Source organism: Stenotrophomonas sp. ZAC14D1_NAIMI4_1 (assembly GCF_003086775.1).
Classification (GTDB): Bacteria; Pseudomonadota; Gammaproteobacteria; order Xanthomonadales; family Xanthomonadaceae; genus Stenotrophomonas.
Genome location: NZ_CP026001.1, coordinates 1,005,950 through 1,020,010, shown reverse-complemented (window position 1 = coordinate 1,020,010; position 14,061 = coordinate 1,005,950). Strand labels below are relative to the sequence as shown.

The 14,061-nt window shown below is 68.2% G+C and carries 13 protein-coding genes; 2 read left to right on the top strand and 11 right to left on the bottom strand.

Annotated elements, in window-relative coordinates; genetic code table 11:
- Positions 1–31: 31 nt before the first annotated feature.
- The 7 genes from C1927_RS04635 to C1927_RS04605 form a co-directional block, all read right to left on the bottom strand.
- On the bottom strand, positions 32–856 hold the full coding sequence (locus C1927_RS04635) for a ferritin-like domain-containing protein (protein ID WP_079220787.1): 825 nt from the start codon (positions 854–856) through the stop codon (positions 32–34).
- 9 nt (positions 857–865) lie between these two features.
- The gene (gene purF / locus C1927_RS04630; RefSeq protein WP_079220786.1) at positions 866–2,332 is read right to left on the bottom strand and encodes an amidophosphoribosyltransferase; all 1,467 of its coding nucleotides are present in this window, start codon (positions 2,330–2,332) and stop codon (positions 866–868) included.
- A 30-nt stretch (positions 2,333–2,362) separates the two neighbouring features.
- Positions 2,363–3,112 carry a CvpA family protein gene (locus C1927_RS04625; RefSeq protein WP_108746035.1) on the bottom strand — a complete coding sequence of 250 codons (750 nt, stop codon included), beginning with the start codon at positions 3,110–3,112 and terminating at the stop codon, positions 2,363–2,365.
- 37 nt (positions 3,113–3,149) lie between these two features.
- Positions 3,150–4,184: an SPOR domain-containing protein gene (locus tag C1927_RS04620; RefSeq protein WP_108746034.1), complete on the bottom strand. Its 1,035-nt coding sequence runs from the start codon at positions 4,182–4,184 to the stop codon at positions 3,150–3,152.
- A 79-nt stretch (positions 4,185–4,263) separates the two neighbouring features.
- On the bottom strand, positions 4,264–5,535 hold the full coding sequence (folC, locus tag C1927_RS04615) for a bifunctional tetrahydrofolate synthase/dihydrofolate synthase (RefSeq protein WP_108746033.1): 1,272 nt from the start codon (positions 5,533–5,535) through the stop codon (positions 4,264–4,266).
- A gap of 34 nt (positions 5,536–5,569) precedes the next feature.
- The gene (locus C1927_RS04610) at positions 5,570–6,214 is read right to left on the bottom strand and encodes a histidine phosphatase family protein (RefSeq protein WP_108746032.1); all 645 of its coding nucleotides are present in this window, start codon (positions 6,212–6,214) and stop codon (positions 5,570–5,572) included.
- A gap of 191 nt (positions 6,215–6,405) precedes the next feature.
- Positions 6,406–8,568, bottom strand: coding sequence for a S46 family peptidase (locus tag C1927_RS04605; RefSeq protein ID WP_108746031.1), 2,163 nt, complete (start codon positions 8,566–8,568; stop codon positions 6,406–6,408).
- Between the two features lie 215 nt (positions 8,569–8,783).
- Between C1927_RS04605 and tdh the strand changes: the two genes are divergently transcribed.
- On the top strand, positions 8,784–9,806 hold the full coding sequence (gene tdh / locus C1927_RS04600) for an L-threonine 3-dehydrogenase (RefSeq protein WP_079225101.1): 1,023 nt from the start codon (positions 8,784–8,786) through the stop codon (positions 9,804–9,806).
- Between the two features lie 94 nt (positions 9,807–9,900).
- On the opposite strand, the gene C1927_RS04595 is transcribed toward tdh, so the two are convergent.
- Positions 9,901–10,596: a TorF family putative porin gene (locus C1927_RS04595; RefSeq protein WP_079220780.1), complete on the bottom strand. Its 696-nt coding sequence runs from the start codon at positions 10,594–10,596 to the stop codon at positions 9,901–9,903.
- Between the two features lie 196 nt (positions 10,597–10,792).
- Between C1927_RS04595 and kbl the strand changes: the two genes are divergently transcribed.
- Positions 10,793–12,001 (top strand): glycine C-acetyltransferase, encoded by a 1,209-nt coding sequence (gene kbl, locus C1927_RS04590; RefSeq protein WP_079220779.1) that lies wholly within the window; start codon positions 10,793–10,795, stop codon positions 11,999–12,001.
- 120 nt (positions 12,002–12,121) lie between these two features.
- Here kbl and C1927_RS04585 read toward each other — a convergent pair whose 3' ends face one another.
- From C1927_RS04585 to C1927_RS04575, 3 genes are all read right to left on the bottom strand, one after another.
- On the bottom strand, positions 12,122–12,457 hold the full coding sequence (locus C1927_RS04585; protein WP_108746030.1) for a hypothetical protein: 336 nt from the start codon (positions 12,455–12,457) through the stop codon (positions 12,122–12,124).
- 86 nt (positions 12,458–12,543) lie between these two features.
- A complete protein-coding gene (locus C1927_RS04580) occupies positions 12,544–13,353 on the bottom strand; it encodes a pseudouridine synthase (RefSeq protein ID WP_079220777.1) in 810 nt (269 codons plus the stop codon).
- Between the two features lie 20 nt (positions 13,354–13,373).
- The gene (locus C1927_RS04575; protein ID WP_079220776.1) at positions 13,374–13,886 is read right to left on the bottom strand and encodes a hypothetical protein; all 513 of its coding nucleotides are present in this window, start codon (positions 13,884–13,886) and stop codon (positions 13,374–13,376) included.
- Between the last annotated feature and the right edge of the window lie 175 nt (positions 13,887–14,061).

Here is a 14,061-nt window from a genome sequence, read left to right as displayed (position 1 = left end):
ACGCATGGCGTGGATGGCGCCAGCGGCGTGATCAGCCCGCCTGTTCGATCAGGTTGGCCAACTCGTCGGCGTCGAAGCCTGCCAGCAGGCGCGCTTCCAGATTGAACGGACCGTGCAGGTAGCCGCCGGCATATTCCAGCAGCAGTTCCTTGAAGCGTGCGCGCGGCTCGACGCCGGCGCGTTCGCAGTACCAGCGGTACCAGCGCGATCCGGCAGCAACATGCGCGACTTCCTCGCGCAGGATCACTTCCAGCACATCGGCGGTTTCAGCGTCGCCGACATTGCGCAGCTTCTCGATCATGCCGGGCGTCACGTCCAGCCCACGCGCTTCCAGTACCCGCGGCACCAGCGCCATGCGCGCCAGGCCGTCATGCGCGGTCTTCTCGCACATCTCCCACAGGCCGTTGTGCGCGGGGAAATCGGCGTACTCGTGGCCATGCACCTGCAGCCGCTCGCGCAGCAGCAGGAAGTGCCGCGACTCATCGTCGGCGCAGCTCACCCAGTCGGCATGGAACGCTGCGGGCAGGCCGCGGAAGCGATACACCGCATCCCAGGCCAGGTCGATCGCGTTCAGTTCGATGTGGGCAATGGCGTGGATGAAGGCGGCGCGGCCTTCCACCCCGCCCAGCCCACGCCGCGGCACCTGCCGCGGGTGCACCAGCACCAGCCGCGCGGGGCGGCCGGGCATGCGGATCGCTTCAGGCGGCGGCGCGTCGGCGGCCACCTTCAGGCGCCCGGCGCGGAACGCCGCCGCGTAGGCCTGGGTCAGCGCCACCTTGCGCAGCGGGTCGGCTTCGGCCAGGCACTGCTGCGCAGCGCGCAGCAGGTCGCCACCGACGTCGGGGACATCGACCACGGCTGTGCCTCAGGCGCGGCGCTTGTGCTTGGCGTCGTCCGAACGCAGCTGCTGGATGCGCTCGAAGTAGCCCGGCTCGATGCCCGTCGGGTAATGGCCGTTGAAGCAGGACGAATCGAAATTGCGCAGCGCCGGATTACCCTCGCTCACCGCCGCTTCCATGTCCTCGATGTCCTGGTAGATCAGCCAGTCGCAGCCCAGGTGGGCTTCGATCTCTTCCACCGTGCGGTTGTGCGCCACCAGCTCCTCGGCCGCCGGCATGTCGATGCCGTAGATGTTCGGGAAGCGCACCGGCGGCGCGGCGCTGGCCAGGTAGACCTTGCGCGCGCCCGCATCGCGGGCCATCTGCACGATCTGCTGGCTGGTGGTGCCGCGCACGATCGAGTCGTCCACCAGCAGCACCACGCGGTTGCGGAACTCCAGGTGGATCGGGTTGAGCTTGCGGCGCACCGACTTCACCCGCTCACCCTGCCCCGGCATGATGAAGGTGCGGCCGATGTAGCGGTTCTTGATGAAGCCTTCGCGGTACTTCACGCCGAGCACGTTGGAGATTTCCAGCGCGGCATCGCGCGAGGTGTCCGGGATCGGGATGATGGTGTCGATGTCGTGGTCCGGGCGCAGGCGCAGGATCTTCTCGCCCAGCTTGATGCCCATGCGCATGCGCGCCTTGTGCACCGAGACGTTGTCGATCATCGAATCCGGGCGTGCGAAGTACACGTATTCGAAGATGCACGGGGTGTGCTCGGCCGGCTCGGCGCAGATTTCCGAGAACAGTTCGCCGCGTGCGGTGATCACCAGCGCTTCGCCCGGCTGCACGTCGCGCACGCGCTGGAAGCCCAGCACGTCCAGCGCCGCCGATTCGGACGCCACGATGTATTCGTCGCCTTCGGCGTGGCTGCGCTTGCCCAGCACCAGCGGGCGGATGCCATGCGGGTCGCGGAAGGCGACCAGGCCCAGGCCCAGCACCACGCTGACCACCGCATAGCCGCCCTTGCAGCGGCGGTGCACGCCGGCCACGGCACGGATCGCCGCTTCCGGGCTGAGCTGGCGCTGCTGTTCCAGTTCGTAGGCAAACACGTTCAGCAGCACTTCGCTGTCCGAATCGGTGTTGACGTTGCGGCGGTCCTGCTCGAACACCTGGCGGCGCAGGTCTTCGGTGTTGATCAGGTTGCCGTTGTGGGCCAGCGCGATGCCGTAGGGCGAATTGACGTAGAACGGCTGCGCTTCGTCCATGCCTTCCGAACCCGCGGTCGGGTAACGCACGTGGGCGATGCCGATGTTGCCTTCCAGGGTGGACATGGTGCGGGCGTCGAACACGTCGCGGACCAGGCCGGTGGCCTTCTGCACCCGCAGGCGGCTGCCGCTGGCGGTGGCGATGCCTGCCGCGTCCTGGCCGCGATGCTGGAGGACGGTCAAGCCGTCATACAACTGCCCGGCGACGTTCTGGTTGCCGACGATTCCGACGATGCCACACATGGTGCGAGGTCTCCGCTGGGCCGTGCCCAGTTACAAGGAAGGTGGCCGTACCTGGCCTGGGGTTCCGCCCGCAGCGGGCGCGGGCCGTGCCGGACGCTCGGGCGCCGGCTCGATGCTGCTGGGCAGTGCCGAAGCCGCGACGGGCTCCTGCTGTGCGTCCACGGGCCGCGGCCATCCGCCGCCCGCCACTACCTCGTTGAGTACGCCATTATCGCCTGTGATGACCGGCTTGCCCAACACCTGCACAGCAGATGGGGCGTTTTCCGGCAGGGGCAAGGGCAGATGGTCGGGCAGCAGACCATCCAGTGGCAGGCCCTCCCCCCAAGCCGGCAGCTGCGCCTGCATCCAGGCGACGGCCGGCTGCAGCAGAGGCCGCAGCTGCGACTGCTGCCACGACGGCTCGCCCGGCAACGCAGTGAAGCCCGCCAGCAGCAGGAGCACGCTGGCCAGCAGCAGCCCGCGCAGCAGGCCCAGCGCGCCGCCGAGCAGGCGATCCACGCCGCCCAGCAGGGTCAGCTTGATGGCAGCCTTGAGCAGCAGGCCCAGCAGGCCGACCACCACCACCGTTGCGATGAAGACGCCCAGGTAACCGGCCAGGTAGTGGCCACTGCCGGGCGGCTGCGGCGCGGCCCAGGCGTGTGCGGCCTCACTGCCGAAGGTGAAGGCCGCCCAGGCGGCAAGCAGCCAGGACAGCAGGGCGACGACGGTGCCGATGAAGCCACGCATCAGGCCGAACAGCACCGAGGCGGCAATCAGCACGCCCAGCACGATGTCGATCACGTCGCCCCCTCCTGCTTACGGCGGGCGATCGGCCGGATCATGGGTGTGGTCGGACCATGCCGGCCACGCCGACCTTGGCGGCGACCTGCGCCTTCAGCTGCTCGGCGTCGGCGCGGTTGGCCACCGGCCCGACGCGCACGCGATGCAGGGTGCCCTTCTCGGTGCGGACCTGCTCGACGAAGGCGCTGAAACCGGCAGCACGGACCTTGTCGCGCAGCGCATTGGCATCGTTGGCCTGGCCGAATGCACCCAGCTGCACGGCAAAGCCGATGCCGCTGGCAGCCGGGGCTGCCGGCGTGGCCGGGGCCTCGGGCTTGCTGGCCGTTGCTTCCGGCTTCGGCTGCGGCTTGGCCGGTTCAGGCTTGGGCTGCGGCTTGGGGGCTTCCGGCTTGGGGGCCGGCGGCGTGGCGGCGGCCGGGGTGCTGGCCGGCAGGCTTTCGCTGCGTACCGGGTTGGCGGCAGCCGACGGCGACGGTGCAGCAACCGGCGTGCTGGCGCTCGGCGCGGCCGGGGTGGCAGCCACGGCCGAAGACGGCGCGGTGCTGGCATCCAGGGTGATGACTTCTGCCTTGACGTCACCGCGGACCTTCACCGCCTGCAGGCGCGCGGCTTCGGCCTGCGCGCGGTCGGCATACGGCCCCACGCGCACGCGCCAGGCCGGGCGGCCATTGATGGAGGCGGTTTCGGTGAAGCCCGGCAGCTGCGAACGCTTCAGGTAGGCGATGACCGCATCGGCGTCGGCCTGGCTGCCGTAGGCACCGAAGGTGACGGCGTAGTTGCCGGCGGCGACGGCCGGCGAGGTATCCACGGTGGGCGGGGTCGCCGGCGCTGCGGCGTCCTCGACCGGCTTGGCCTGGCCGCTCTGCAGGCCGGTGGCGCCACCGGTCGGGGCGACCAGCGGCAGTTCACGGGTTTCGAACTGGCCATCGGCCGGCGCGTCGGGCGCGGCGATGGGCACATTGGCCACGCCGCTGTCCGGGGCAGGCCCCTTGACCAGCATCGGCAGGAAAATCACGGCCAAGGCCACCAGGACGATGGCACCAATCAGACGCTGTTTCAGGGGCGTATCCACGTGAGGCAGGCGACAGGCTGGAGATGGGTCGATTATACGGGTGCCGGGACGAACGGCGTCGGCGCTGGCTGAACGTGGATCAGGGGTGGTCCTGCAGCCACTGCAGCGCTGCCGCTGCGGTGTGGAACGAACCGAACACCAGCACCCGGTCGCCGCGCTCGGCCTGGGCCAACGCCTGCTGCAGCACCTGCTCGACGCTGTCGGCCAGCGCGGCCGTCGCGGCCGGGGTATCGGCCAGGCGGGCCTGCAGCTGCTGCGCGGTCTGCCCACGCGGGCCTTCCAGCCCGGCCAGGGTCCACTGCGCGACGCTGTCCTGCAGCGCCTGCACCACGCCTGCGGCGTCCTTGTCCTGCAGCGCCGCGTACACCGCCAGGGTGCGGCCGGGCGCCACTTCGGCGTTCAGCGCGCGGGCCAGCTGGCCCGCGGCCTGCGGGTTGTGGCCGACGTCCACGCGGATCTGCACGCCATCACGCTCGAAGGCCTGCATGCGGCCGGCGATGCGCGCGGCGGCGATGCCGGCGGCCCAGGCCGCACGCGGCACCGGCCGGTCCAGCGCGCGCAGTGCGGCGATGGCAGCACCGGCATTGGCCAGCTGGATCGGAGCGGCCAGCGACGGGGTCGGCAGTTCCATGCGCAGGCCGACATCGCGCCAGCGCCAGCGCTGGGCATCGATCGGCTCATAGAAATAGTCGCTGCCGCCGCGGATGGCGTTGGCACCCAGCCGATAGGCCCGGTCCAGCACGCTGGACGGCGGGTCGGTCTCGCCCAGGATCACCGGCTTCCAGCCGCGGATGATGCCGGCCTTCTCGGCGCCGATCGCCTCGCGGTCCTCGCCCAGCCACTCGGCATGGTCGATGTCCACGGTGGTGATGACCGAAACGTCGGCATCGATGATGTTGACCGCATCCAGGCGGCCGCCCAGGCCCACTTCGAGCACCGCCAGGTCCAGACCCGCATCGGCAAACAGCTGCAGCGCAGCCAGGGTGCCGTACTCGAAATAGGTCAGGGTGATTCCACCGCGCGCGGCTTCAACCGTATTGAACGCCGCGACCAGCGCGGCGTCCTCCACGTCCTGGCCATCGATGCGCACCCGCTCGTTGTAGCGCAGCAGGTGCGGCGAGGTGTACGCGCCGACCTTCCAGCCGGCCGCACGGCCGATGGCCTCGATGAACGCCACCGTGGAACCCTTGCCGTTGGTGCCACCGACCACAATGGTGCGCTTGGCCGGCGCGCCCAGGCCCATCGCGGTGGCCACGGCGCGCACGCGCTCCAGGCCCATGTCGATGGTCGCCGAGTGCTGGCGTTCGATGTAGTCCAGCCAGTCGGCCAGGGTGGTCGGGGTGTTCGTCACGGCAGGGGTTCCAGCAGAAGCAGGTGGTTCGGGATCAGAGCGCGCGGTGCTTGGCTTCGCCGAAGAACGGCGTGTGGTGGGCGCAGTCGTTCAGGCGCACCACCTCCAGGCTGTCCAGGTCGGCGCCTTCGAGCAGGTTCAGGGTGGTCGGGGCCTGGCGGAAGGTCCACAGGCGGGAAATCGGCAGGCCCAGCACCTTGCACAGAATCACCCGGTTGACCGCGTCATGGGCGACCACCAGCAGGGTGTCATGCTCGCCGAGGCCTTCGGCGGCACGGGCCAGGCCGCGCCAGCTGCGCTCGAGCACCAGGCGCAGCGATTCGCCGCCGGGCATCAGCACGGTATCGGGTTCCTCGCGCCAGGCCTTCAGGCGCGACGGGTCTTTTTCGTTGATCTCGCTGGCCAGCAGGCCTTCCCACTCACCGTGGGCGATTTCCTGCAGGTCCGATTCGGTCTGCAGCATGCCGGCGCGGTCGGCGCCGAGGGCGAGCTGGGCGGTCAGCTGGGCGCGCGACAGCGGCGACGCCACGGCACGGGTGATGTCCACCGAAGCGAGACGGGCGCCCAGGGCCTGGGCCTGGGCTTCGCCGATGGGCGAAAGCGGGATGTCGATCTGGCCCTGGTAGCGGCCTTCGGCGTTCCACGGCGTTTCGCCGTGACGGGCAAGCAGGATGCGCATGCGAACAAGGGGTCCTGGGGGGAGGAGGTTTCCGCGTTTCGTTCACATCCTGTGAAGTACGCGGAACAGGGATGATACCTGTTCGGCGGACCCGGCCGGTCGGGGCATGAAAAAACCCCGCGACCGGGGTCGCGGGGTTTCAGGTTGCAGACGGTTACCGCCAGCGTTGCCGGCCAGCGGCCGGCACTACCTTATTTAGCCAGGTTCAGTTCCTTCAGCAGCTGCGGCGCCGGCGCCACTTCCTGCATGATCCACTGCATGTAACGGCTGTCCACGGCGATCATGCGGGTCATCACCGGGTCGAACACCCAGTTGGAGCTGACCGATTCCCAGTTGCCGTCGAAGGCCAGGCCGACCAGCTTGCCGTGCGCGTCCAGCACCGGCGAACCGGAGTTGCCGCCGGTGATGTCCAGGTTGGACAGGAAGTTCACCGGCACCGAACCGATGCGCTTGTCTTCCAGGCCGCCGTAACGCTTGGCCTTGACCGCATCCAGCAGCGCCTTCGGCGAATCGAACGGGTCTTCGCCGGTTTCCTTGGCCGCCACGCCTTCCAGGGTGGTGAACGGGGTGTACTGCACGCCGTCCTTGCCATACCCCATGACGTTGCCGAAGGTGATGCGCAGCGACAGGTTGGCGTCCGGGTAGACGAACTCGCCCTTGCTCTTCTTGTAGTCGGCCACGGCCTGCAGGTACAGCGGACGCGCGGTCAGCGATTCGCCTTCGCGGATCTTGCGCTGTTCTTCCTGCTTCAGCAGCGCCGGCATGACGGCCACCGCGTACTGGATCGCCGGATCGGTGCTGGCTTCGAAGGCGGCGCGGTCGGCGTTGAACCACTTCAGGCGCGTGTCGAGGTTGCCCAGCTGGGTGCCCGACAGCTTGCCCACCAGCGACTTCACGGCGGCCTCGTTGCTGCCACCCAGCCAGGTGTTCAGCACTTCGTTGTCACGCTGCGCGGCCGGCAGGGCCACGTACTGGTCCAGCCAGTAGGTCTGCAGCTGCTGGTCCATCTTCGCCACGTAGCGGCGGTCCATCTGCTTCAGGCCACCTTCGATGGTGGTCAGGTCGCGCTGCTGGTAGCCCGCTTCGCGCTCGGCATCCGGCTTGGCGCGCTCGATCGACAGGCGGTACAGGGTGATGGCGGCGCTGACCGCCGAGGTGTTGTTGAACTGCGACACGAACAGGTCGCGCTCGCGCGTGGCCTTGCTGGTGTCCAGGTGCTGGAGCAGCTGCGCGTGCGCGGCGAGGGCCGGCTTGCCGGCGGTGCCCTGCTTCTTCAGCCAGGCCAGCACGGCCGCTTCCTCGGCCTGCTTCTGGCCAGCGGCATCGATGCGCTTGAAGCCTTCCAGCTGGCCCAGGTAGTTCTTGGCCACGTTGTTCATGCTGGCAGCGGTGGCGGCGTACTTCACCTTCACGTCCGGGTCGGCCTTGCCGGCCTCGTCGATCATCTTCAGCACCGCGTTGTAATGGCGGGCGATGGTCGGGTAGGTGAAGCTGGCGGTCTCGTTGAACTCACCGGCCAGGGCGTAGCGGTTGGTGCGGCCCGGGTAACCGGCCACCATCACGAAGTCGTCGGCGCCCAGCGGCTGGTCGGCGAACTTCAGGAAGTGCTTGGGCTGGTAGGGCACGTTGTCGGCCGAGAACGCCGCCGGCTTGCCGTCCTTGCCGACGTAGGCGCGGTAGAACGAGAAATCGCCGGTGTGGCGCGGCCACATCCAGTTGTCGATGTCGCCGCCGAACTTGCCGACGCTGCCCGGGGGCGCGTAGACCAGGCGCACGTCCTTGATTTCCATGTTGCGGAACAGGCGGTAGGTGTTGCCGCCGCTGAACGAGTACAGGCGGCAGCGGAAGCCGGCGTCGGCTTCACAGGCGGCCACCTGGGCCTTGTCGAAGGCATCCAGGGCGCGGCTGCGGGCCAGCGGATCCTTGCCGGCGGCGGCGATGGCGGCCTTGGCCTGGGCCGTGACGTCGGTGATCTGGTCGAGCACGAACACGCGGGCGTTCGGGCCGGCGCTCAGTTCGTCCTTTTGGGTCGGCGCGTTGAAGCCGTCCTTGATCAGGTTCTTCTGCGCGGTCGAATTGAGCTGGATGGCGCCGTAGGCACAGTGGTGGTTGGTGACCACCAGACCCTGCGGGGAGACGAAGCTGGCGGTGCAGCCACCCAGCGCAACCACCGCACCCATCGGGTCGCCGGTCAGGTCGGCCAGCTGTTCAGGGGACAGCTTCAGGCCGGCCTTCTGCAGCGGGCCGGCGATCTCCGGCAGCTGCTGCGGCACCCACATGCCTTCGGCGGCATGGGCGACCTGGACCAGCCCGAGGCTGGCGACGACGGAGAATGCAAGCAGGTTCGAGCGCATCGAGCGGCCCCTGGTGAAAGAACCGCCGAGTGTAGCCCAGCCCCCTGCCCCGCCCCGATGCCCGGAAGTCATGGGCCGCGCCACTGCTTCCGCCGGGCATGGCCCGGCGCTACCGGGGGGCCCAATGCACCCGCAGCGCAACATGGGAATTCCACGCAGCCCTCTATAATCCGCGTTTTCCCCCAGATGAGTTCCACCCGATGGCGCAGCAAACGATGAAGGCCCTGGTCAAGCGCGAAGCAGCCAAGGGCATCTGGCTCGAAGAGGTTCCGGTGCCGACCCCGGGCCCGAACGAGGTCCTGATCAAGCTGGAAAAGACCGCCATCTGCGGTACCGACCTGCACATCTACCTGTGGGACGACTGGAGCCAGCGCACCATCAAGCCGGGCCTGACCATCGGCCACGAGTTCGTGGGCCGCATCGCCGAACTCGGCTCGGCCGTCACCGGCTATGAAGTCGGCCAGCGCGTCTCGGCCGAAGGCCACATCGTCTGCGGCCACTGCCGCAACTGCCGCGGTGGCCGCCCGCACCTGTGCCCGAACACCGTCGGCATCGGCGTCAACGTCAACGGCGCCTTCGCCGAATACATGGTGATGCCGGCCAGCAACCTGTGGCCGATCCCCGACCAGATCCCCTCCGAGCTGGCCGCCTTCTTCGACCCGTACGGCAATGCCGCGCACTGCGCGCTGGAATTTGACGTCATCGGCGAGGACGTGCTGATCACCGGCGCAGGCCCGATCGGCATCATCGCCGCGGGCATCTGCAAGCACATCGGCGCACGCAACGTGGTCGTCACCGACGTCAACGACTTCCGCCTGAAGCTGGCCGCCGACATGGGGGCCACCCGCGTGGTCAACGTCGCCAACCAGTCGCTGAAGGACGTGATGAAGGAACTGCACATGGAGGGCTTCGACGTGGGCCTGGAAATGAGCGGCAACCCGCGCGCCTTCAACGACATGCTCGACTGCATGTACCACGGCGGCAAGATCGCCATGCTGGGCATCATGCCCAGGGGCGCCGGCTGCGACTGGGACAAGATCATCTTCAAGGGCCTGACCGTGCAGGGCATCTACGGCCGCAAGATGTACGAGACCTGGTACAAGATGACCCAGCTGGTGCTGTCCGGCTTCCCGCTGGGCAAGGTGATGACCCACCAGCTGCCGATCGACGATTTCCAGAAGGGCTTCGACCTGATGGAAGAAGGCAAGGCCGGCAAGGTCGTCCTGAGCTGGAACTGATCCGGCACACGGTAGCGCCGGGCCACGCCCGGCGTTGCAGGAATGAAAAAGGCGCCCATCGGGCGCCTTTTTCTTGGGCAACAGCAGCGCCGGATCAGTTACCGATCGCGACGGTGAACACGACGCGGTTGTCGGCCAGCTTGCCGTTGTTGTCGCGGCCTGCGCCATCGGTGCCGTGGTAGGCCACGCCCAGGTTGAACATGCCGAACTGACGGGATACGCCGACGTTGAAATCGGTGTAATCCTTGCCGTAATCCGTTTCAAGCGTGGTGCGGCCGACGTTGGCGCTCAGCGTGAAGTCCTGCGGCAGGCCCCACTCCCCGCCAACGGCGTAGTACCAGCTCTTGGTATCCGAACCGGAAAGGTCGTTGGTGTAGGCCACGGTAAGCTTGTACTGCTCAGCAAACGTGGTGGTCGTGATCAACTCGTTGTAGTTCAGTTCGCTGGCACCGGGATAGGTGTAGCGGTTGAGCAGCACGTCGAAGTTGACCTTGTCGCTGACGTCGATGCCGTAGCCGATCAGGTAGTCCAGCTCGACGTTCGGGTCGCCCGGCCCGAAATCGACACCCGATCCCCACACACCGGCGTAAAGGCCAACCGGGCTGGTATAGGTGAAGCCGGCCTGCAGGGTGGGATCTTCATCAGTCTGGGAGACGCCACGGAACACGTAGTCGGACACGCCGGTCACGTTCCAGCTGTACGGCGATGCGGCCTCATCCTGGGCACTGGCGGCGAAGGGGGCGAGACAGAGGGCGGCGGCGAGGGCGAGGCAGCTGCGGGCAGGCTTCATGTGCATCTCCGGATGGCGGTGGCGGGGGGAGGCGGGTGGCGCGGCCGGCGGCATCGCTACCGGTTCACGGTTTTTTAACCTGTTTGATATTGCGATGCAACATGTGCCGGCCATGGCGATGGCCCGCTGCGGACGGCTGCCGGCCACCGTTGCCCGGTAGAATCAGCGGTTTCCCGTGCTGAGCCGTGCCCACGCCATGACCGAGACCTCCTCTGCCCTGACCCGCCACTACGCCGAGGAACTGGACGCCATCCGCGCCCAGGGCCTGTTCAAGTCCGAGCGGATCATCACCAGCCCGCAGTCGGCCGAGATCACCCTCGACGATGGCCGCACCGTGCTCAACTTCTGCGCCAACAACTACCTGGGCCTGGCCGACCACCCGGACCTGATCCAGGCGGCCAAGGACGCCCTGGATACCCACGGCTTCGGCATGGCCTCGGTGCGCTTCATCTGCGGCACCCAGGACCTGCACAAGCAGCTGGAAAAGCAGATCGCCGACTTCTTCGGCAAGCAGGACACCATCCTGTATGCGGCCTGCTTCGATGCCAACGGCGGCCTGTTCGAGCCGCTGCTCGGCGAGAACGACGCGATCATTTCCGACGCACTGAACCATGCCTCGATCATCGATGGCGTGCGCCTGTGCAAGGCCAAGCGCTTCCGCTACGCCAACTGCGACATGGCCGATCTGGAAGCGCAGCTGCAGGCCGCTGACGCCGCCGGCTGCAAGACCAAGCTGATCACCACCGACGGCGTGTTCTCGATGGACGGCTTCATCGCCCCGCTGGACGAGATCACCGCGCTGGCGAAGAAGTACAACGCCCTGGTGCACATCGACGAATGCCACGCCACCGGCTTCCTCGGTGCCAGCGGCCGCGGCTCGGCCGAAGTGAAGGGCGTGCTGGAGAAGATCGACATCATCACCGGCACCCTGGGCAAGGCCATGGGCGGCGCCCTGGGCGGCTTCACCTGCGCCAGCGCCGAAGTGATCGAGCTGCTGCGCCAGCGCTCGCGCCCGTACCTGTTCTCCAACTCGCTGCCGCCGCACGTGGTCGCCGCCGGCATCAAGGCTTTCGAAATGCTGGCCGCCGCCGATGACCTGCGCGACACCCTGGTGGAAAACACCCGCTACTTCCGCGAGAAGATGGTTGCCGCCGGTTTCGACGTGAAGCCGGGTGTGCACCCGATCAGCCCGGTGATGCTGTACGACGCACCGCTGGCACAGAAGTTCGCCCAGCGCCTGCTGGAAGAAGGCATCTACGCGATCGGCTTCTTCTTCCCGGTCGTGCCCAAGGGCCAGGCACGCATCCGTACCCAGATCAGCGCCGCACACACGCGCGAACACCTGGACCGCGCCATCGATGCGTTCACCCGCATCGGCCTGGAACTGGGCGTGATCAAGAGCTGATCAGAACCGGGGGCGGATCGCCACAGGGTAGCGCCGGGCCATGCCCGGCGGTTTCCCGATGTCCGCGCTACGCGCTCGCCGGGCACGGCCCGGCGCTACCGGCGTGACGCGCAACGCGCGTCACTTCTTCTTTTTCTTCTTGTCCTTGGGCTCGTCCTTGCTGGCCACCACCACCGGCTTGGCGGCCGCGTCCTGCGCATTGCCCTTGGCCACGCGGATGCCGTTGGCCTTCATCCAGGCATCGAACTCATCGGCGGTCATCTTGTGGTCGCCGTCGCTCATCATGAAGCGGTAACTGCCGCGGCCGTCCAGTTCCGGGGTTTTCACTTCCACCACCGGCGTTTCCACCGGGACTTCGGCCTTGGCCACTTTCTTGTGGCCACTGCAGGCGGCCAGCAGCGCAAGCGGCAGCAACAGGCCGGCGCAGCGCAGGGTTCGGTCGAGGGTCGGGTACATGGGCACGCTCCGTTCAAGTAAATCGAAAACCAGGCGCCCCCTACGCCTGGAACGGTGGCCGGCGGCTGCCGGCCGTGGGCCGGACATCAGCCCGGTGCAGCGGCCCCCAGCCGCTGCTGGTCGCTGACCTCCAGCACCCGCCACTGGCCCTTGCCGAGATCGCCGAGCGCCAGCCCGCCGATCGCAACCCGGACCAGGCGCAGCACCTGCAGGTCGAAGGCCGCCAGCAGGCGGCGGATATGGCGGTTGCGTCCCTCTTCGAGGACCACCTCCAGCCATGCGGTCTTGTCGCCGCTGCGCAGCACGCGCACGGCCCGGGCGACCAGGAACTCGCCCTCGTCGTCGATGCCGGCCTGCAGCGCGGCCAGCGTGGCCTCGTCCGGCAGGCGGTCGATCTGTACGTGGTAGGTCTTGTCCGGCCCGGTCTGCGGGTCGGTGAGGCGCGCGGCCCACTGCGGGTCGTTGCTGAACAGCAGCAGGCCCTCGCTGGCCTTGTCCAGCCGCCCGACGGGTGCGATCCAGGGCAGCCCGGCGCCATCGAAGCAGCGGTAGACGGTATCGCGGCCGCGCTCGTCCTGCGCGGTGGTCACCACGCCGCGCGGCTTGTTGAGCATCAGGTACAGGCGCTTCGGCGCGCCCAGCGGCTGGCCGTCCACTTCAATCGGCGGTGCCGGCTGCGCGATCGGGAATTCGGGATCGCGGACGATGCGCCCGGACACCCGCACGCGGCCATCGGCGATCCAGCGTGCGGCTTCGGTACGCGAGCAGACGCCCGCCTTGGACAGCACGCGCGCCAGACCATGGCGGACACCGGCGGGTGCGGCAGCGGGCTTCGCACGCCCACGCGGGGCGTGGGAGCGGGCGGCGGGGGTGGCAGGAGGGCGGCGCGTGCGCAAGCCTCTGCTCCCCGCGCGGCTTACTTCTTTTCGCCCGGCTTGGTCTCAGCCGGTGCTTCGGTGGTGGCCGGGACGGCAGCGGCAGCCGGCGCCGGGCGCGCCTTGACCACGCGCACGCCACGCGCCTTCATCCAGGCGTCGAACTCTTCAGCGGTCATGCGCTTGCCGTTCTGGCTCATGTCGAAGCGCCACGGCGTGTTGTCGAACTCGGTCTGCGGCTTGTAGGCGGCCGGATCGTTGGGCTTCACCGCCGGTGCGCTGGGGATGGCCTTGGCGATGTTCTGGCAACCATCGATGCGCAGGCGCTGCAGCACCTGGTCCAGCGACTGCGAGGGATCGTAGCTGCTGCCCAGCACGCCGGCAGACATGCCCAGCTGGGTACCGCGGATGTACAGCTCATCGGCCACCGGCGCGATGGCCGTGGCCGGCAGGGGCAGCGGCGAGGCGCTGGTGTTGACCGAGCAATCGACCGCCGCGTGGGCGACGGGAACCAGGGCCAGCGCCAGGACGGCGGCCGATGCAGAGCGCAGCATGAGGGGCATCCACGAAAGGAAGTGACGCGGCGAGTTTAGCAATGCCGCGACAGCTTTCAAGCGCCACTTTCAATGAATACGGCAACTCATTGGTTTTGCGAGCAAAATACCGACGAACGGTTGCCGGCAGCGGGAGCGAGCCGCGTTCCAGGGCCCACAAACAACAAGACCCGGC

Bases quoted from the DNA above. Each gene is read 5' to 3' on its own strand.
- kbl (WP_079220779.1), top strand. From the start codon at position 10,793: ATGACCGAGACCTCCTCTGCCCTGACCCGCCACTACGCCGAGGAACTG.
- C1927_RS04605 (WP_108746031.1), bottom strand. From the start codon at position 8,568: ATGCGCTCGAACCTGCTTGCATTCTCCGTCGTCGCCAGCCTCGGGCTG.
- C1927_RS04610 (WP_108746032.1), bottom strand. From the start codon at position 6,214: ATGCGCATCCTGCTTGCCCGTCACGGCGAAACGCCGTGGAACGCCGAA.
- purF (WP_079220786.1), bottom strand. From the start codon at position 2,332: ATGTGTGGCATCGTCGGAATCGTCGGCAACCAGAACGTCGCCGGGCAG.
- C1927_RS04575 (WP_079220776.1), bottom strand. From the start codon at position 13,886: ATGCTGCGCTCTGCATCGGCCGCCGTCCTGGCGCTGGCCCTGGTTCCC.
- tdh (WP_079225101.1), top strand. From the start codon at position 8,784: ATGAAGGCCCTGGTCAAGCGCGAAGCAGCCAAGGGCATCTGGCTCGAA.
- C1927_RS04585 (WP_108746030.1), bottom strand. From the start codon at position 12,457: ATGTACCCGACCCTCGACCGAACCCTGCGCTGCGCCGGCCTGTTGCTG.
- C1927_RS04595 (WP_079220780.1), bottom strand. From the start codon at position 10,596: ATGAAGCCTGCCCGCAGCTGCCTCGCCCTCGCCGCCGCCCTCTGTCTC.